The 18,346-nt window shown below is 70.4% G+C and carries 15 protein-coding genes; 7 read left to right on the top strand and 8 right to left on the bottom strand.

From position 1 onward, the window contains the following. Nucleotides 1-255: 255 nt before the first annotated feature. Nucleotides 256-798, top strand: a complete 543-nt coding sequence (locus AB0H82_RS24750) for a hypothetical protein (RefSeq protein ID WP_362996189.1) — start codon at nt 256-258, stop codon at nt 796-798. Nucleotides 799-867: 69 nt separating this feature from the next. Here the strand turns inward: AB0H82_RS24750 and mgrA are convergent, their stop codons facing one another. Next, nucleotides 868-1,905, bottom strand: coding sequence for an L-glyceraldehyde 3-phosphate reductase (mgrA, locus tag AB0H82_RS24745; protein ID WP_362996187.1), 1,038 nt, complete (start codon nt 1,903-1,905; stop codon nt 868-870). 129 nt (nt 1,906-2,034) lie between these two features. On the opposite strand from mgrA, the gene AB0H82_RS24740 reads away from it, so the two are divergent. From AB0H82_RS24740 to AB0H82_RS24725, 4 genes are all read left to right on the top strand, one after another. Then, nucleotides 2,035-2,796: an isoprenyl transferase gene (locus tag AB0H82_RS24740; RefSeq protein WP_362996185.1), complete on the top strand. Its 762-nt coding sequence runs from the start codon at nt 2,035-2,037 to the stop codon at nt 2,794-2,796. Nucleotides 2,797-3,102: 306 nt separating this feature from the next. Further along, nucleotides 3,103-4,425 (top strand): PhoH family protein, encoded by a 1,323-nt coding sequence (locus AB0H82_RS24735; RefSeq protein ID WP_362996183.1) that lies wholly within the window; start codon nt 3,103-3,105, stop codon nt 4,423-4,425. Between the two features lie 371 nt (nt 4,426-4,796). Further along, nucleotides 4,797-5,543: a lytic transglycosylase domain-containing protein gene (locus AB0H82_RS24730; protein WP_362996181.1), complete on the top strand. Its 747-nt coding sequence runs from the start codon at nt 4,797-4,799 to the stop codon at nt 5,541-5,543. A 139-nt stretch (nt 5,544-5,682) separates the two neighbouring features. Beyond that, the gene (locus AB0H82_RS24725; protein ID WP_362996179.1) at nt 5,683-7,011 is read left to right on the top strand and encodes an AI-2E family transporter; all 1,329 of its coding nucleotides are present in this window, start codon (nt 5,683-5,685) and stop codon (nt 7,009-7,011) included. Between the two features lie 77 nt (nt 7,012-7,088). Here AB0H82_RS24725 and AB0H82_RS24720 read toward each other — a convergent pair whose 3' ends face one another. Next, a complete protein-coding gene (locus AB0H82_RS24720; RefSeq protein WP_362996177.1) occupies nt 7,089-7,619 on the bottom strand; it encodes an alkyl hydroperoxide reductase in 531 nt (176 codons plus the stop codon). Between the two features lie 15 nt (nt 7,620-7,634). Beyond that, on the bottom strand, nt 7,635-8,189 hold the full coding sequence (locus AB0H82_RS24715; RefSeq protein ID WP_150171589.1) for a peroxiredoxin: 555 nt from the start codon (nt 8,187-8,189) through the stop codon (nt 7,635-7,637). Nucleotides 8,190-8,330: 141 nt separating this feature from the next. Here AB0H82_RS24715 and AB0H82_RS24710 point away from each other — a divergent pair, with 141 nt between their 5' ends. Next, nucleotides 8,331-9,275, top strand: a complete 945-nt coding sequence (locus tag AB0H82_RS24710; RefSeq protein WP_362996243.1) for a LysR substrate-binding domain-containing protein — start codon at nt 8,331-8,333, stop codon at nt 9,273-9,275. A gap of 131 nt (nt 9,276-9,406) precedes the next feature. On the opposite strand, the gene AB0H82_RS24705 is transcribed toward AB0H82_RS24710, so the two are convergent. Genes AB0H82_RS24705 through AB0H82_RS24695 form a run of 3 tightly spaced genes read right to left on the bottom strand, consistent with a single transcriptional unit; the run spans nt 9,407 to nt 12,959 of the window. Then, nucleotides 9,407-11,752, bottom strand: coding sequence for an FtsX-like permease family protein (locus AB0H82_RS24705; protein ID WP_362996175.1), 2,346 nt, complete (start codon nt 11,750-11,752; stop codon nt 9,407-9,409). Further along, a complete protein-coding gene (locus AB0H82_RS24700) occupies nt 11,749-12,435 on the bottom strand; it encodes an ABC transporter ATP-binding protein (RefSeq protein ID WP_362996173.1) in 687 nt (228 codons plus the stop codon). The genes AB0H82_RS24705 and AB0H82_RS24700 overlap by 4 nt, the downstream gene beginning before the upstream one ends. Then, entirely contained in the window at nt 12,432-12,959 is a 528-nt protein-coding gene (locus tag AB0H82_RS24695) for a PadR family transcriptional regulator (protein ID WP_268773229.1), read from the bottom strand. The genes AB0H82_RS24700 and AB0H82_RS24695 overlap by 4 nt, the downstream gene beginning before the upstream one ends. Nucleotides 12,960-13,197: 238 nt before the next feature. On the opposite strand from AB0H82_RS24695, the gene AB0H82_RS24690 reads away from it, so the two are divergent. Beyond that, nucleotides 13,198-15,459 (top strand): transglycosylase domain-containing protein, encoded by a 2,262-nt coding sequence (locus AB0H82_RS24690; protein ID WP_362996171.1) that lies wholly within the window; start codon nt 13,198-13,200, stop codon nt 15,457-15,459. Nucleotides 15,460-15,557: 98 nt separating this feature from the next. Here the strand turns inward: AB0H82_RS24690 and AB0H82_RS24685 are convergent, their stop codons facing one another. Further along, nucleotides 15,558-17,474, bottom strand: coding sequence for a SpoIIE family protein phosphatase (locus AB0H82_RS24685; protein ID WP_362996241.1), 1,917 nt, complete (start codon nt 17,472-17,474; stop codon nt 15,558-15,560). 195 nt (nt 17,475-17,669) lie between these two features. Beyond that, nucleotides 17,670-18,311, bottom strand: coding sequence for a class I SAM-dependent methyltransferase (locus AB0H82_RS24680; protein ID WP_362996169.1), 642 nt, complete (start codon nt 18,309-18,311; stop codon nt 17,670-17,672). Nucleotides 18,312-18,346: the final 35 nt, after the last annotated feature.

Below are 18,346 nucleotides of genomic sequence, written 5' to 3'. Positions count from 1 at the left end.
AATACGCCCCCGAACCCGGGATTCCGCCGGTAGAACGGGATCGCGCAGTCGTCGGCCGGTCTCGGAGAGTAGTTGTTTCCCGTCGATGCACCCAGCAGCACTTACGAAGGGTTATGGTGGAAACCCCCCCTCGGGCCGGTCCGTCTCCCCCCCCACGGACCGGCCCGTTTTTTTGTGCACTTTTCCGTGCCACGGCGCGGCCGGTGCGCACGGCGCCGCGAAGACGAAGATCGACATCCCGTTATCGTCAGGTACATGTCGAACCAATTCCCCCCACCGCCCGCTCCCCGGCCCGACCCGCAGCCCGGCCTGCCCACCTACAACGGCCCGGCTCAGGACCCCGCCCACGCGTACGGCCCCGGATACGGCACCGGCTACGGTCCCGCACACGGACACGGCTACGGGTACGGACCGGGATACGGGCCCGGCCCGATGGCCCCGCAGAGCATGCCGGGTGTCGTCCGCGCCGCGCAGATCGTCATCTGGGTCCTCGGCGGGCTCACCGTCATCGGCAGCATCCTGCTGATCGCCCTCTCCGACCCGGAGACCGGAGGCGCCGCCCTCGGCGTGAACATCTGCCTCCTGGTCGCGGCCGGCCTGGCCTTCCGGTTCAACACCGCGGGCAACGGCATACGCGTCACGTGCATCGTCCTGATGAGCGTGCAGATCCTCTTCGGACTCGGCGGCGCGGCCGCCGGCAACCCGGGCGGCCTGCTGCCGCTGCTCGGCTCGATCGCCACGGTCATCCTGCTCTCGCAGGGCGCCGCCGGCGCGTGGTTCAAGCGCCCGCGCGCCTGACCGCGCGCCAGTCGTGAACGGAGCCCCGGGCCGGAACGGCCCGGGGCTCCACCACATCCACCCGCCGGGTCAGCCCCGGCCGGCCCAGATGTTCGTGCCGGGCGTCGACACCGCGAACGTGTCGATCGCGGTCAGTTCGGCGTCCGTCAGCTTCGGGCCGGCGAGCGCCGCCACGTTCTCCTCCAGCTGCTTGACGCTGGAGGCGCCGATCAGCGCGGACGTCATCCGCTCGTCGCGCAGCACCCAGTTGAGGGCGAGCTGCGCGAGGGACTGACCGCGGCCGGCCGCGATGTCGTTCAGGCCGTTGAGCCGGCGTACGACCTCGTCGCTCAGGAGCTCCGGGTCGAGAGACTTGCCCTGCGTCGCGCGCGAACCCTCCGGGATGCCCTTCAGATACTTGTTCGTGAGCAGGCCCTGGGCGAGCGGCACGAAGGAGATGCAGCCCATGCCGGCCGCCTCCAGCGTGTCGAGGAGACCGTCCTCCTCGGTCCAGCGGTTGATCATGGAGTACGACGGCTGGTGGATGAGCGCCGGGACACCCATCTCCCGCAGCAGCCGCGCCGCTTCGGCCGTCTGCTCGCTGTTGTACGAGGAGACGCCCACGTAGAGCGCCTTGCCCTGCTGGACGGCCGAGGCGAGGGCGCCCATCGTCTCTTCCAGCGGGGTGTCCGGGTCGAAGCGGTGCGAGTAGAAGATGTCGACGTAGTCGAGGCCCATGCGCGAGAGCGACGCGTCCAGGGACGACAGGAGGTACTTGCGGCTGCCCCACTCGCCGTACGGGCCGGGGTGCATGAGGTAGCCGGCCTTGGTCGAGACGATCAGCTCGTCGCGGTACGGGGCGAAGTCCTGTGCGAAGACCTTGCCGAAGTTGAGCTCCGCCGAACCGGGCGGCGGACCGTAGTTGTTCGCCAGGTCGAAGTGCGTGACGCCCAGGTCGAAGGCGCGGCGCAGGATCGCGCGCTGCGTTTCGAGGGCCTTGTCGTCACCGAAGTTGTGCCAGAGGCCGAGCGAGACGGCGGGCAGCTTCAGACCGCTGCGGCCCGTGCGCCGGTACTCCATCGAGTCGTAGCGGTCCGGTGCCGCGCGATACGTAGACGTGTCGTTCATGGGCACGAAACTACTTCAGCGGCCCGCGCCCCGACTGTGGAGGGACGCTGGAGCGGCGGTAGGGTGTCGCCCTCGGGGTTGCTCTGGGCGCGCCCCTTGAGGACCGCCATCTGCTGGAGGCTGACACACGTGAACCTGCGCGACCTGGTGTACGGACTTTACGCACGCCGGGTGGAAGGCCGCCTCGACCACGACCAGGTCCCCAAGCACATCGGGGTCATCCTGGACGGCAACCGCCGCTGGGCGAAGGCGGCGGGCGGGACCACCGCACAGGGCCACCAGGCGGGCGCACACAAGATCGAGGAGTTCCTCGGCTGGTGCGCCGAGACGGACGTCGAAGTCGTCACGCTGTGGATGCTCTCGACGGACAACTTCGACCGGCCCGACGACGAGCTCAAGCCGCTCCTCGGCATCATCGAGGCCACGGTCCGCTCGCTCGTCGCGGACGGCCGCTGGCGTGTGCACCACGTCGGCGCACTCGACCTGCTGCCGGCCCACACCCAGACGGTCATGAAGGAAGCCGAAGAGGCGACCCACCACAACAAGGGAATACTGGTCAACGTCGCCGTCGGCTACGGCGGCCGCCAGGAGATCGCCGACGCCGTCCGCTCGCTGCTCCTGGAGAACGCGGCCAACGGCGCGAGCCTGGAGGACGTCGCGGAGAGCGTCGACATCGACCAGATCTCCAAGCACCTCTACACCAGCGGCCAGCCGGACCCCGACCTGGTGATCCGTACGAGCGGCGAACAGCGGCTCTCCGGATTCATGCTCTGGCAGTCCGCTCACTCGGAGTACTACTTCTGCGAAGTCTTCTGGCCGGCCTTCCGCAAGGTCGACTTCCTGCGTGCGCTGCGTGATTACGCCGCGCGCCACCGCCGTTACGGCGGCTGACCCGATCCGCCCCTGAGGTCGGGGTAACCGGGAGTTAACCAACGCGTCGTCATATGCCCTGGCATGGCTGCGCTTGTTCGAGGGAATAAGCCTTCCAGGTCGACGTCCGTGCAGTATCCGAAAGGGACGTCGTATCTCAGCGGACGGCATCGGGCCGTCCGCCCGGGAGGCCCTTTGCACCAGGACGACCGTGTGCGCGACACGGGCGACGTGGAGGGCCGGCGCTCGGCCCACGCATCGTGGCCCGTGCCCGGTCCAGAACCCTCCCGTCGCTCCCCGACCTCATCCGAGGGGGTACGTCCTTCCGTGGTGACCAGCACAAAGCGCCGCATGCCCGACAGGCGCACCTATGTTCTCGACACCAGCGTCCTGCTGGCCGACCCGAACGCCCTGATCCGCTTCGACGAGCACGAAGTAGTGCTGCCCGTCGTCGTGGTGACGGAGCTGGAGGCCAAGCGGCACCATCCGGAGCTCGGCTACTTCGCCCGGCAGGCGCTGCGCCTGCTGGACGACTTCCGCATCCGGCACGGCCGCCTGGACGCCCCGATCCCGATCGGGGACCTGGGCGGCTCGCTGCGCGTCGAGCTCAACCACTCCGATCCCGGCGTGCTCCCGGCCGGCTACCGGTTGGGGGACAACGACTCTCGGATTCTCGCCGTAGCACGCAACCTCCAGGCCGAGGGGTACGACGTCACCGTCGTCTCCAAGGACCTCCCGCTCAGGATCAAGGCCTCGTCGGTGGGGCTGCTCGCCGAGGAGTACCGCGCCGAGCTCGCCATCACGGACTCCGGCTGGACCGGCATGTCCGAACTGACCCTCTCCGGAGAGCAGGTGGACCTCCTCTTCGAGGAGGACCAGCTGTACGTCCCCGAGGCGGCCGACCTGCCCGTCCACACGGGCCTCACCATCCAGTCGGAGAAGGGCAAGGCCCTCGGCCGCGTCACGGCCGAGGGCAATGTCCGGCTCGTCCGCGGCGACCGGGAGGCGTTCGGCCTCAAGGGGCGGAGCGCCGAGCAGCGGGTCGCGCTCGACCTGCTCCTCGACCCGGCCGTCGGGATCGTCTCGATGGGCGGCCGCGCGGGCACCGGCAAGTCGGCGCTCGCGCTCTGCGCGGGCCTGGAGGCCGTCCTGGAGCGCAGGCAGCACCAGAAGGTGATGGTCTTCCGGCCGTTGTACGCGGTGGGCGGGCAAGAGCTCGGCTATCTGCCCGGCACCGAGGCCGAGAAGATGGGCCCCTGGGCGCAGGCGGTCTTCGACACGCTCGGCTCGGTGGCGGGGAAAGAGGTCATCGAGGAGGTGACGGCGCGCGGGATGCTCGAAGTGCTGCCGCTCACCCACATCCGCGGCCGGTCGCTGCACGACGCGTTCGTGATCGTGGACGAGGCCCAGTCCCTGGAGCGGAACGTCCTGTTGACCGTCCTGTCCCGGATCGGGGCGAACTCCCGTGTCGTACTGACCCATGACGTGGCCCAGCGCGACAACCTCCGCGTGGGGCGGTACGACGGAGTGGTCGCCGTCGTCGAGAAGCTGAAGGGCCATCCGCTCTTCGCCCACGTCACGCTCACGCGCTCGGAGCGTTCGCAGATCGCGGCCCTGGTGACCGAAATGCTGGAGGACAGCCACATCTGACGCGGTATGCACGGTGGTTGGCGCCGTCCGGCGAAGCGAGCGAGCCTAGCCGGGCGGCGTCTTCGCGTGTGCCTGTTTCCGTAAAACTCCTGGGGCAAACGGGGTGTGAGCTTTCCCACGCAACGGAGAATTGCCTTGCGGCGTCGAGCTGGGGCAGAGTCTCAGTCCTGTCAGGCCCCGCATGCGACACACGTGTACCCCCAGCGGTACGAGACAACAGAACTTCATAGTGACCGTCGCATGCCGCCCGAGCACCACGCGGCGCTCCCCGCACGGGAGTTGTCCACCGGGTCCGTGCCTCCCGTGACCGATCGCAAGCGGAGGCCAGCGCCAGGGGCACGATTGCGTCCGCGAGGTCACCTATGCGGGCGATGCTGGAAGGAAACCGTGTGAGCCGGATTTCGGTCCGGGGATTCGCCGTGGCTTCGGCCACCGCGGTCACCACCGTCGGCGCTGTCGTGGGTGTCGCCTCGGGCGACACCCAGCCCTCGAACACGAATGACATCGAGGCAGCGGCAAGCGACGCGACGCTCCTCGCAGACATACCCGCGGGTCAGCAGGCCCAGGTCCAGACCGCGTCCCTGACGCAGCAGGCCGACGCGCAGGCCATGGCCGCCGACACCGCCGCGAAGAAGACCGCAGCGGAGGAGGCCCGCAAGCAGGCCGCCGCCTCGGCGATCGAGAAGCAGAAGGCCGCGGAGAAGGCCGAGAAGGCGGAGGCGGACCGGAAGGCCGCCGAGAAGAAGGAGCGTGAGGAGAAGGCCGAGTCCAAGGCCAGCCGCTCCTCCGCCCGCGACGCCTCCAGCTTCACGCCCCAGAGCTCTTACACGGTCGCTCAGGTCCAGGCGATGGCACGGCAGATGGTCCCCGGCGACCAGTTCCAGTGCTTCAGCAACATCGTCAACCACGAGTCCACGTGGAACTACAAGGCGCAGAACGCCTCTTCGGGTGCCTACGGCCTCGTCCAGGCGCTGCCCGGTTCCAAGATGGCCTCGGCGGGCGCCGACTGGCAGACCAATCCGGCCACGCAGATCAAGTGGGGCCTGAACTACATGAACGACCGCTACGGAAGCCCGTGCGGCGCCTGGAGCTTCTGGCAGGCCAACAACTGGTACTAGGCCCCGCAGCAACGGCCGTACCGCGCTCAACCTCTGGAGACCCCTCACCGTCCTACGGTGGGGGGTTTCTCCCGTGTACGGTCGGTGCGGACAACTCCAGGGAGGAGTGGTGGGGAAAGACGGGGGAAGAGGACGGATCATGTCGCGAGTGCCAGGATGGTTCGACCGGCTCGGCGCCGGACTGAGCGGAGTGGGCGAGCGGTTGAACGAGCGGCGCGAGAAGAACGCCGACCGGGACACCGACCCGGAGACCGGCGAGCCGGGTGACGTCGTCACCGGCGAGCACGAACAGGAGTACGTGCCCCCGCCGCCCGACTACGCGCCCGCCGTGGCCCCCAGACCCGATCCCGCGGCGGCCGTGCCGTGGGGGATGCGGGTCGCCGCCGAGGCCGGCTGGCGCCTCCTCGTCCTCGCGGGCACGCTCTGGGTCCTGATGAAGGTCATCAGCGCGGTACAGCTGGTGGTGCTCGCCTTCGTGGCGGCCCTGCTGATCACCGCGCTGCTGCAGCCCACGGTGGGCCGGCTGAGGAATCTCGGGCTGCCGCGCGGTCTCGCGACCGCGGTCACCGCGATCCTCGGCTTCGTCATCATGGGCCTGGTCGGCTGGTTCGTGGTCTGGCAGGTCATGGAGAACGCCGACGAACTGTCGCGGCAGGTCCAGGACGGCATCGAGGACCTGCGCAAGTGGCTGCTCAACAGCCCCTTCCACGTGACCGAGGACCAGATCAACGACATCGCCAAGAGCCTGCGCGACGCGGTCGGCGCCAACACGGAGGAGCTCACCTCCGCGGGCCTCGAAGGCGTCACGGTCATCGTCGAGACGCTGACCGGCATCCTGCTCGCGATGTTCTCGACGCTCTTCCTGCTCTACGACGGCAAGCGCATCTGGCAGTGGTTCCTGAAGCTGGTGCCCGCCCAGGCGCGCCCCGGCATCGCGGGCGCGGGACCGCGGGCCTGGCGCACCCTCACCGCCTACGTGCGCGGCACGGTGATAGTGGCCATGATCGACGCCATCTTCATCGGCCTCGGCATCTACTTCCTCGGGGTGCCGATGGCGGTGCCGCTCGCCGTCATCATCTTCCTGGCCTCGTTCGTGCCGCTGGTCGGCGCCGTGGTCTCCGGTGCGCTCGCGGTGGTCGTCGCGCTGGTCACGCAGGGCGTGTTCACGGCCGTGATGGCGCTGGCCGTGGTCCTCGCCGTGCAGCAGATCGAGGGGCACATCCTGCAGCCGTTCATCCTCGGCCGCGCGGTGCGGGTGCATCCGCTGGCGGTGATCCTCTCGGTCGCCGCGGGCGGCATGGTCGCCGGGATCGGCGGGGCGGTCGTGGCGGTGCCGCTGGTGGCCGTCACGAACACGGTCGTCGGCTATCTGCGGGCGTACTCCCGTGAGGCGGCCCTCAAGCAGGCGCCGCAGCCGCGGGGGGCGACGGCGACGGACGCCGCCGCGGCGGAGCCGCCGCAGAAGTGACCCGTACATACGAGTGAGCCGTACATACGGAAGCGGGGCCCGGAACCATAGGTTCCGGGCCCCGCTTCCGCATGGGGTTACGCGAGGTGCGCCTCGGAGTCCAGCGTGACGCCCACGGCCTGGATCACCGCGGCGATCTTGAAGGCCTCCTGGATCGTCTCGCGGTCGACACCGGCCTTGCGCAGGACCTGCTCGTGCGAGTCCAGGCACTGGCCGCAGCCGTTGATCGCGGAGACCGCGAGGGACCACAGCTCGAAGTCGACCTTCTCCACGCCCGGGTTGCCGATGACGTTCATCCGCAGACCGGCGCGCATCGTCCCGTACTCCGGGTCGGAGAGCAGGTGACGCGTGCGGTAGAAGACGTTGTTCATCGCCATGATGGCGGCGGCCGACTTGGCGGCCGTGTACGCCTCGGGGGAGAGGTTCGCCTTCGCCTCGGGCTCCAGCTCGCGCAGCACCTGCGGGGAGCGCGACGCGATGGCGCAGGCCAGCACGGTGCCCCACAGCTGCTGCTGCGGCAGGTCGCTGTTGCCGATGACCGAGCCGAGGTTCAGCTTCAGGTCCTTGGCGTAGTCCGGTACGGCGGACTTCAGTTCGTCGAGTGCCATGTCAGAGGCTCCTGTTCACTCGCCGGAGAGCAGCGCGACCGGGTCGAGGGTCTCGTCGCCCTTGCTCCAGTTGCAGGGGCAGAGCTCGTCGGTCTGCAGGGCGTCGAGGACCCGGAGGACCTCCTTGGGGTTACGGCCCACGGAACCGGCGGTCACCATCGTGAACTGGATCTCGTTGTTCTGGTCGACGATGAAGACGGCGCGCTGCGCGAAGCCGTCCTCGCCCTCGATGCCGAGGTCACGCATGAGCTCGTGCTTCGAGTCGGCCAGCATCGGGAAGGGCAGGTCCGTCAGGTCCGGGTGGTCCTTGCGCCAGGCGTGGTGCACGAACTCGGAGTCGCCGGAGAAGCCGAGGATCTGGGCGTCACGGTCGGCGAACTCGTCGTTCAGCTTGCCGAAGGCCGCGATCTCGGTCGGGCACACGAAGGTGAAGTCCTTGGGCCACGCGAAGACGATCTTCCACTTGCCCTCGTAGGTCTTGTGGTTGATCTGCTCGAACTCCTTGCCCTGCTCCAGCGAGACGCAGGCGGTCAGGTCGAACTCGGGGAACTTGTCACCGACAGTGAGCACACGTACTCCTTGCGCGAAGAGAGTCCCTTTTGGGGACTTTCCTGTGGGGTTGGACTGCTGTCGATGGTGGCACAGGGTGCATTGATTAGGGAAATAGCTAGAGTGGGTCGTGTTGATCGGAGGTAGCTATCAGTGCGAGCCATAAATAGGGGCAAGCAACCCAGTGGCAGACAGCCCAGCCTGGCGCAGCTCCGCGCCTTCGCCGCCGTGGCCGAGCATCTGCACTTCCGCGATGCCGCCGCGGCGATCGGCATGAGCCAGCCCGCGCTCTCCGGGGCCGTGGCGGCGCTGGAGGAGGCACTGGGTGTCCAGCTCCTGGAGCGGACCACGCGCAAGGTGCTCCTCTCGCCCGCCGGCGAGCGGCTCTCGCTGCGGGTCAAGGCCGTCCTCGGCGAGGTCGAGGCGCTCATGGAGGAGGCCGACGCGGTCAAGGCGCCGTTCACCGGGGCGCTGCGGCTCGGGGTGATCCCCACCGTGGCGCCGTACCTGCTGCCGACCGTGATCGGCCTGGTCCACGAGAAGTATCCGGACCTGGACCTCCAGGTGCACGAGGAGCAGACCTCCTCGCTCATCGAGGGGCTCACGGCTGGGCGCCTCGACCTGCTGCTGCTCGCGGTGCCGCTCGGGGTGCCCGGCGTCACGGAACTGCCGCTGTTCGACGAGGACTTCGTCCTCGTCACGCCCCTCGACCACTGGCTCGGCGGCCGTGAGGGCATTCCTCGCGAGGCGCTGAAGGAGCTGAACCTGCTGCTTCTGGACGAGGGCCACTGTCTGCGGGACCAGGCGCTCGACATCTGCCGGGAGGCGGGCCGCGCGGACGCGCCCGTCACCACGACCGCCGCCGGGCTGTCGACCCTTGTGCAGCTGGTCGCGGGCGGCCTCGGGGTGACGCTGTTGCCCCGCACGGCGGTGCGGGTCGAGACGACCCGCAGCAATCAGCTCCTCACCGGGTACTTCGCCGATCCCGCGCCCACGCGGAGGATCGCTCTCGCGATGCGGACGGGGGCGGCGCGGGCCGCCGAGTACGAGGAGTTGGCCGCCGCCTTGAAGGAGGCGGTACGGCCTCTTCCGGTGCGGGTGGTGTGATTCCGCGGGCCGGTGGGGGCTGGTCGCGCAGTTCCCCGCGCCCCTAGAAGCCCCCCCGCGCCCTTAGAGCCTCCCCGCGCCCCTCAGAGCCTCCCCCCCCCCGCTCCTCAGGGGCACCCCCCGGACGGGGGCTACTCCGTGCGCAAGCCGTCCGGGCGCATCATGCGGCGTAGGGGTGGGAGGCTCAGCAGGGTTACTGCTGCGACCATTGCTGCGCCCGCGCCCGTCAGGGGGACGAACGACCACCAGTCCGTGACGCTCTTGCCGATCATGCGGGTCATGACCACGCCGAGGCCGAGGCCGCCGGCGATGGCCAGGGCCAGGCCCAGGGCGACCGGGATCGCCGTCTGCCACAGCAGGGACCACGCCATCGACGAGCGGCGCGTGCCGAACGCGGTGAGGGCGGCCAGCAGACGCTTGCGCTCGCGGAGTTGCTCGATCAGCGACACCAGCATCGACGCGGCGATCAGCGCCATCGTGACGCTCGCGCCGATCTGCAGGCCGCGCGCGATGGACGCGTACTGCTTGTCGCGGTCGACCGCCTTGATCGAGTCGACGCCCAGGAAGGGGCTGATGCGGGCCGCCGCGTTGCGTACGTGCTCCTCGGCGTCCGGCGTCCTCGGGTCGAGCTTGACCCAGGAGGTCGTACTCGCGTCGTCCAGCATCTTGATGTCGACCGCACCGGTCGTGGCGAAGATGCCGTCGAACCTCGTGCCGGACGGGTTGGGCCGGGCCTTGACGGTGCGTGAGTCCTTCGGCAGCGTCCACAGGACCGGCTTCGCGTCCTTGTCGAAGTCGGGGTCGGGGCCGACGTTGACCGGCTTGCCGGGGCGTGCGGTCGTGTCGACCCAGTCGTTCTGCTCCCGGCTGCCCGTGTGCGAGACGAAGGTGTCGCCGTCCTTGCAGGAGCCGAGGTCGGCCAGCTCGCGCAGGGTCGCGCAGGTGCCGATGGTCAGCTCCGTGGTCGGCGTGATGCCGTTCTCCTTCTTGCCGCCGGGCCGGGTGACGTACGCCTGCACGGTGCCGATGACCTTCGTGACGCCCTCGGTCCCCGCGAAGTCGTCGATCATCCGCTGGGCGAGGGGGCCACTGCCGGTGCTGCTGCGGACCGTCAGCTGGGCGCGCGTCGGGTCCTGCCCGGTGAGCTGGTTGAACTCGTCGTGCATGGACGCGAACATCATCTGCAGCGCCACCGCACCGGCCACCGCGACGGTGATCCCGCTGACCGCGCGGGACGCCGTGCCCGACGTCAGCTGCAGTCTGCGGACGGCGAGCTGCCAGGGCACGGGACCGCCGCGCAGCCGCCCCACGACCGCCTCGACGAGCCAGGGAAGCAGCGCGCTGAGCCCGATCAGGGCGAGCGCCGAACCCACCGCGATCGCCGTGACGTTGACGGCGTCGTTGCCCATGTCGGCGTCGATGCGGCCGGAGAGAAGCAGGATGGCGATGCCGGCGGCCGGCAGGACCACCCGCCACCACAGGCGGCGCCTGCGCTGCTTGCCGCCCCTGACCACGCCGAGCGGCTCGATGGCGACCGACCGCAGCGAAATCAGCGTCACCAGGACCGCCGATACCGGCACGGCCACCGCGACCAGCGCCACCAGGCCGGGCGCGGGCACCATGTCGGACGGGTACGCGCTGACGTTCGTCAGGTCGACCACGCCCACGAGCTCCCGGAGGAGGAGGAAGAGGACGGCGCCGGCCGCGAGGCCGAGCAGCGCCCCGAACAGCGCCTCGCCCGCGGCGATCCTGCGCACCGAGCGGGCGCTCGCGCCGACGAGGCGCAGTGCGGCGAGCCGCCGGTCGCGCCGGTCGCCGCCGAACCGGACCGCGGTGCCGATGAAGATCGCCACGGGGGTGAGCAGGACGACGCAGATCAGCACGACGAGTGCCATCAGGAACGGGTCGAGGGGCAGGGAGTCGTCCTGGCCGAAGCGTGCGACGCGGTGGGCGCCCTGCGCGGAGGTGAGCGGGTCGGCCCCCACGTAGTAGTAGAGCTCCAGCGGTGACATGAGTCCCGCCTCGCCGATGGTGCCCACCTGGCGGTACTTGCCGAAACGCTCCGTGAGGAGTGCGTTCGCCGGGTCGTCGAGCAGGTCGCGCAGCGCGGGCGAGACGACCATCTCGCCGGGGGCGGGGATCCTGTCGAGGCCCGGCGGCAGCACCGGGTGGTCGCCGTCGGCCTGCAGGAACTTGCCGGTCGCGGTGCGTCCGTGGAACTCGGTGCCGGTGTCGCGCACCATGATCGTCGTATCGTCGGCCTTCAGCGGCTTGCCGTCCATCGCGGCGTACGGCGTGCGGGCGACCGCCCGGTCGTCACGGTTCTGCAGCATGTTCGGCACCGAGGCCGCGCCGAGCAGCAGGGCGACGCCGAGGCCGACGCCGACGGCGGTCAGGATCGTACGGATCCAGCCCTCGCGGCCGCCGCCCGCCGCGAACCGTATGCCCATGCCGAGGTCGCGGGCCCAGGCACTCATACGATCCGCTCCATGTCGCGGGAGCGGCCGTCGCGCACGATGATCTCGCGGTCGGAGTAGGCGGCGACGCGGGTCTCGTGGGTGACGAGGACGACGGCCGCGTTGGTGGAGCGGGCCGCGTCGGTCAGGAGTTCCATGACGCGTTCGCCGTTGAGCGAGTCGAGGGCGCCGGTCGGCTCGTCGGCGAAGATCACGCGTGGGCTGGTGGCGAGGGCGCGGGCCACGGCGACGCGCTGGCCCTGGCCGCCGGAGACCTCACCGGGCCGCTTGGCGGCGACGTCGTCGACCTCCAGGCGCTCCATCCAGGAGCGGGCGGTGGCCTCGGCCTCCTTGCGCTTCGCGCCGTTCAGCCGCAGCGGGAGCGCGACGTTCTCGACGCAGGTGAGCTCGGGGACGAGCTGTCCGAACTGGAAGACGAAGCCGAACTCGGTGCGGCGCAGCGCGCTCAGCTCGGCGTCCGAGAGCCCGGTCAGCGAGCGGCCGTTGTACGTGATGGAGCCCTCGTCGGGACGGACGATCCCGGCGAGGCAGTGCAGCAGGGTCGACTTTCCGGAGCCGGAGGGACCCATGACGGCGACGACCTCGCCGGGGTGGATGGAGAAGCCCGCGCCGTCGAGCGCGGTGGTCGGGCCGTACGCCTTGCGGAGTCCGTGGGCCGCGAGAAGGGAACCTGCGGGGGTCATGCGGAGCGCACCTCCTGGGCGAGCTTGCCGAGGCGCGCGGCGGTGAGCTCCAGCCAGCGCAGATCGGCTTCGAGGTGGAACAGCGCGTGGTCGCAGATCAGCTGGTCGGCGAGGTCGCCCTTGCGCTTGCGGTCGGTGAGGATGCGCATCAGGCGCAGGTGTTCGGCGCGCTGGACGTCGAGGAGTTCGGCGGCGTCGCGGTCGGTGAGGAGCGCGAGGACGACCTTGGTGTAGAGGGTCGACTGGAGGTAGGGCTCGGGCTTCTCCGGGGTGGCGAGCCACCGCTGGACATCGGTGATGCCGGCTTCGGTGATCGCGTACCGCTTGCGCTCGGGGCCGCCGCCCGCCTCTATCCCGTCGACCTCGACGAGACCGTTCTTCAGCAGCCGGGACATGGTCGAGTAGACCTGCCCGTAGTGCAGGGGCTTGTCGTGCCCGAACTTCTCGTCGAAGGCGCGCTTGAGGTCGTAGCCGTGCCGGGGGCCGGACTCCAGAAGTCCCAGAAGGGTGTGGCCAATGGACATGCCGAGCACTGTACACGGTGTGTATACGTGCGGTGTATACGCCCGGTGTAGAGATCGTATGTGCGAGGAGTGGGCAACCATCGGGGGCCCGCGAACGTCGGTTCCTAAGGGACAGGTGCTCATTGTCACGTCCGCAAAAGACCGGATCGGCAGGAGTTTGTCCCAGGGTGCGGTGTTAGCTTCATGAGCTGACTCGACGTACGCATGTTGACTAGACGGAAGCGGAGCACTCTCAGTCATGGGCCGAGCCGAAGAACGACAAGCGCGGCAGCGCGGTGCCCGCAGGGCAGCGCGCGGGCGCCCGTCCGGCGGGGGCAAGCCCAAGCGCACCGGCATACGCCGCTTCTTCACCTGGAAGAAGCTCCTCGGGACGTTCTTCGGGTTCTGCCTTCTCGGCATGCTCGGTTTCGTGATCCTGTACCTGGTCGTCGACATCCCCAAGGGCAACGCCGCCGCGCGGATGCAGAGCAACATCTACAAGTTCAGCAACGGCGAGGTCATCGCGCGCACCGGCGACGTGAACCGCGAGATCGTCGACCTGGACAAGGTGCCCGAGGGCGTCCAGAAGACCTTCATCGCCGCCGAGAACAAGTCCTTCTACAAGGACGAGGGCATCGACTTCAAGGGCACGGCGCGCGGCGTCCTCAACACGCTGACCGGCAAGGGCAAGCAGGGTGGCTCGACGATCACCCAGCAGTACGTGAAGAACTACTACCTCAGCCAGGACCAGACCGTCAGCCGCAAGCTGAAGGAACTGGTCATCTCGCTGAAGGTGGACCGCGAGAAGAGCAAGGACGACATCCTCGCGGGCTACATCAACACCAGCTACTACGGCCGCGACGCCTACGGTATCCAGGCCGCCGCCCGCGCCTACTACGGCGTCGACGCCAAGGACCTGGAGGTCGACCAGGGCGCCTACCTCGCCGCCCTGCTCCAGGCCCCCAGCCAGTACGACTGGGCGGCCGCGACGCCGACCGGCAAGAAGCTCGTCAAGCAGCGCTGGAACTACGTCCTCGACAACATGGTCGAGGAGGGCTGGCTGGACTCCGCCAAGCGTGACGCGATGAAGTTCCCCAAGCCCGACGAGCCCAAGGCGCCGCCCGGCCGCGAGGGACAGATCGGCTACCTCGTCGAGGAGGCCAAGCGGGAGGTCCTGCGCAACAGCGGCCTCAGCGAGGCCGAGTTCATGGCCGGCGGTTACACGGTCACGCTGAACATCGACCCCAAGAAGCAGAAGCAGCTCGAAGAGGCCGTCGACAGGAAGCTGAACGACCGGCTCGACCGCAAGAAGAACAAGGCGGACGCGCGGGTCCAGGCGGGCGCCGCGTCCGTCGACCCCAAGACGGGCAAGGTCCTCGCCATGTACGGCGGCGAGGACTACGTGAAGCACTACACGAACAACGCCACCCGCCGCGACTACCAGTCGGCCTCCACCTTCAAGCCGCTGATCCTCGCCGCGGCCCTGGAGGAGGGCGCGACGACGCAGGACGGCAAGCCGATCACGGCGGGCACCGTCTACGACGGCACCAGCGGGCGCCCGGTCAGGGGCAGCGAGGTCGGCTTCGCGCCGCCGAACGAGGACGGCGTCAACTACGGACCCGTCACCGTCCAGAAGGCGATGAACAAGTCCGTCAACTCCGTCTTCGCACAGATGGGTGTGGACGTGGGCATGCCCAAGGTCATGGAGACCGCCGGCAAGCTCGGCATGGACGTCAAGGGCCTGCCCGCCGTGCCCGCCCAGACCCTCGGCTCGATGGGCGCGAGCCCGCTGGAGATGGCCGGCGTCTACGCCACCCTCGACAACCACGGCAAGAAGGTCACCCCGGCCCTGGTCCGCTCCGTCGAGCACAAGGACCGCGCGGTCGACCTGCCGGACCCGATCGGGGAGCAGGTCGTCAAGCGCGGCACCGCCGACTCCGTCACCTCGGTCCTGACCGGCGTGGTCGACGACGGCACGGGCGGCGCGGTGCGCCACCCCGCGCAGGACGTGGCAGGCAAGACCGGTACCTCCGACGACAACAAGTCGGCCTGGTTCACCGGCTACACGCCGAAGCTGGTCACCTCCGTCGGCCTCTTCGGCGAGGGCGCGCCCGACACCAAGGAGAAGGGCCAGCAGGTGTCGATGAAGGGCGCCGGCGGCCGGGCACGCATCGACGGCGGCAGCTTCCCCGCCCAGATCTGGGCGGCGTACACCTTCGACGCCATGGGATCCCCCAGCTCCTTCGACCTCGACACGAACATGGGCGCGGCCATCGCCCCCGTCCCCGACCCGACGTCGAAGGCCCCGAAGGAGCCGTCGAGCACGCCGACCGAGCCCGAGGACGACGACGAGCCGACGAAGAAGCCGTCGAAGACGCCGAGCCCGTCGGAGTCGTCGACGACGCCGACGCCGACACCGACGCCGACCAAGACGACTCCGACGCCGACGGAGGAGCCGGACCCGTCGAGCTCCATCACGATCCCGGAGGATCCGGAGGACGGCCGTCCCGGCAGGGACTGACCCGCGTACACCTGCGTACGCCCGCGTGCACGAGAGGCGCCCCGGACCGATGCGGTCCGGGGTGCCTCTCGTATCTCCAGGCGTACGAGCCTCGTGGCTCAGTTCCGGTTCAGCTCGAACCAGACGACCTTGCCGGTGCTCAGCCGCGTGGCGCCCCAGCGCCGCGCCATCTTGTTGACCAGGTACAGACCGCGGCCGCCCTCGTCCGTGGCGCGCGCCTGGCGCAGCCGCGGCAGCTGCGGCACGTCGTCGCCGACCTCGCAGCGCAGCACGTCGGTGCGGAGCAGGCGCAGCGTGATCGGCCGCGACGCGTACCGCACGGCGTTCGTCACGACCTCGCTGACCAGCAGCTCCACCGAGTCGGTCAGCTCCTCAAGACCCCAGCGCACCAGGGCGCTGCGGGCCAGGCGGCGGGCGCGGGACGGCGTCGCGTTCTCCGGTTCGAGGAACCAGTACGCCACGTCGCTCGGCGCGATCCCGTCGAAGCGGGCGGCGAGCAGCGCGATGTCGTCGTCCCGGTCGCCAGGGCCGAGCATGTCGAGCACCTCGTCGCAGAGCGCCTCAAGGGGCGGCGGATGGTCCGGGCCCGTCAACTGGGCGGTGGCGGCGAGCCTTTCACGCAGCTGCTCTATGCCGGTCCACACGTCGCGCAGGCGGGACTCGACGAGCCCGTCCGTGTACAGGAGCAGGGTGGCGCCCGCGGGGGCGTCCAGCTCCACGGCCTCGAAGTCGACGCCGCCCACACCGATGGGGGCGCCCGGCGGCACCCGGAGCACCTCCGCGCGGCCGCCCAGGTGCAGCAGGACGGGCGGCGGATGGCCCGCGTTGGCGATGGTGATGCGGTGCGAGACCGGGTCGTACACCGCGTACAGGCAGGTGGCCATGCGGTCGGAGCCGAGCCGCTGGGCCTGCTCGTCCAGGTGGTGCAGGACCTCCTGGGGCGGCAGGTCGAGCCCGGCCAGGGTCTGCGCGGTCGTCCGCAGCTGGCCCATGATGGCCGCCGACGTCATGGAGTGCCCCATGACGTCACCCACGACCAGCGCGACGCGGCTGCCGGGCAGCGGGATCGCGTCGTACCAATCGCCACCGACCCGGGCCGTCTCGGCGGCCGGGAGATAGCGCGAGGCGAGCCGCACGCCGGTCGGGCGGGGCAGCGTCTCGGGCAGCATGGTGCGCTGCAGCTCGTCGGCGATGTACGCCTCGCGGCCGTACAGGACGGCCTTGTCGATGCCGAGCGCGCTGTGGGTGGCCAGCTGGGCGGCGACGAGCAGGTCGTCCGTCTCGAACGCGGGCCGGTCGGGGCGGCGCAGGAACACGGCCGCGCCGATCACCCGGCGGCGGCCCCGCAGCGGCGCGAGGATGCCCCGCTGACCGCCCGGCAGGGTGCGCCCCTCGCCGAGCAGTTCGGGCAGCGCGGCGCGGGCCGCCGCCGAGTCCGCGAAGACCGGGCGCACCCCGCGCAGCACCTCGGCGAGCGCGCCGCCCGGCCGCACCTCGCACAGCTCGGCGCTGCCCATCACGTCGGTGATGTCGGACTGGACGACCTGGAGCGCGGGCAGCGTCGTGCCGCCGCTCTCGGTGTCGGGGTCCTCGGCGCCCTCCTCGATGGAGCGCAGCCGGTCGGAGCGGCGCAGGCGCAGGACCAGCGGGCCCGTGGGCCGCTCGTCGCCGACGGGCAGCGGGTCGCGCAGATAGACCAGGATCGCGTCCGAGAACGTCGGCACCGTCGCCCGGCAGAGCCCCATCACGATCTCGTCGAGGTCGATGCCGCGCGCGATGCGCCGGGTCGCGGCGCCCACGAACCGCAGCCGGTCGCCGTCGCGCCGCATCGCCACCGGTCCTGAGCCCGGGGGCCTCGGCTGCCCGGAGCGCCGCTCCGCACCGTCCGGCGGGCCGAGGGGCCCGGCCGGCGCGTGCCCCGGCTGCGCCGGCACGCCGCCCTCGGGCGCGGGGCGCGGCCGGTGCGGGTCGGGCTCGGCGGCCGAGGGCTGGGAGTGCTCACCGGACGGCGGCACGTGGGCGCCCGAGGACGCGTCGCCTCCCGGGGGTTCGGGGGAACGCAGCAGCGCCCCGCGGGGATCCGCGGGGGCGGTCGGCCGGGCAGCTGGTGCCTTGCGACCCTCGTGGGGGGTGAGGTGCTCCGTCACGCGTTTCGAATCCGTCCGTCCGGGGCTGCGCGGGCGTGCGCGCCGTCCAGCGTTGCACGTTGCTCAGCCGCGTCGGCAGTGCAGGAAGATCTGGTGCTCGGGTGGTACGTCGGTGCTCGCGGGGGCGTACGAGTACGTGTCCTCGCCGGTGATCTCGAAGCCCGCGTCCCGCACGACCTGCCGCAGTTCGTCCCGCAGGTAACCCGATACCCGGATTGTGTGCCCCAGGAACGGAATCGCCGCGTCGTCCAGGTCGGCCTCGACCATGGACAGCTCCATCAGGCCTCCCGGCAGCAGCAGCCCGTGCAGCAGCCGCAGCGCCTCGGGGATCTCGGCGCGCGGCAGCATCAGGAGGGCGAAGAAGCACGCGACACCGTGGAACCGGCCGACGCCGCCCGGGCCCTCGGCCCGCAGGTCGGCGATGTCGAGTTGCCGGAACTCGGCTGCCGGGACGTTCTTTCCCGCCAGGTCCAGCATGCCCGCCGAGATGTCCGTGCCGAGCACCGAGTGGCCGGATTCGGCCAGCTGCCGGGCGGTCGGCAGACCGGTGCCGCAGCCCACGTCGAGGACGCGGGAGCCGGGCGGGAGCGCCGCGGCGAGCCGGCGGCCCGCGGCCAGCTGACCCTCCTTGTGCGGGAAGGCCCTGTCGTACTGCTGCCCGATGGCGTCAAAGGCCTCGGCCTGACCTCTGCGGTCCTCGCTCACGTTCTGCCGCCCCTCGATGACTTCCTGTCAGGCAC

It is taken from the genome of Streptomyces sp. NPDC050732, from assembly GCF_040654255.1.
Classification (GTDB): domain Bacteria; phylum Actinomycetota; class Actinomycetes; order Streptomycetales; family Streptomycetaceae; genus Streptomyces.
Note: the sequence above shows the minus strand (reverse complement) of the source record. Positions and strands in the feature narration are given on the sequence as shown.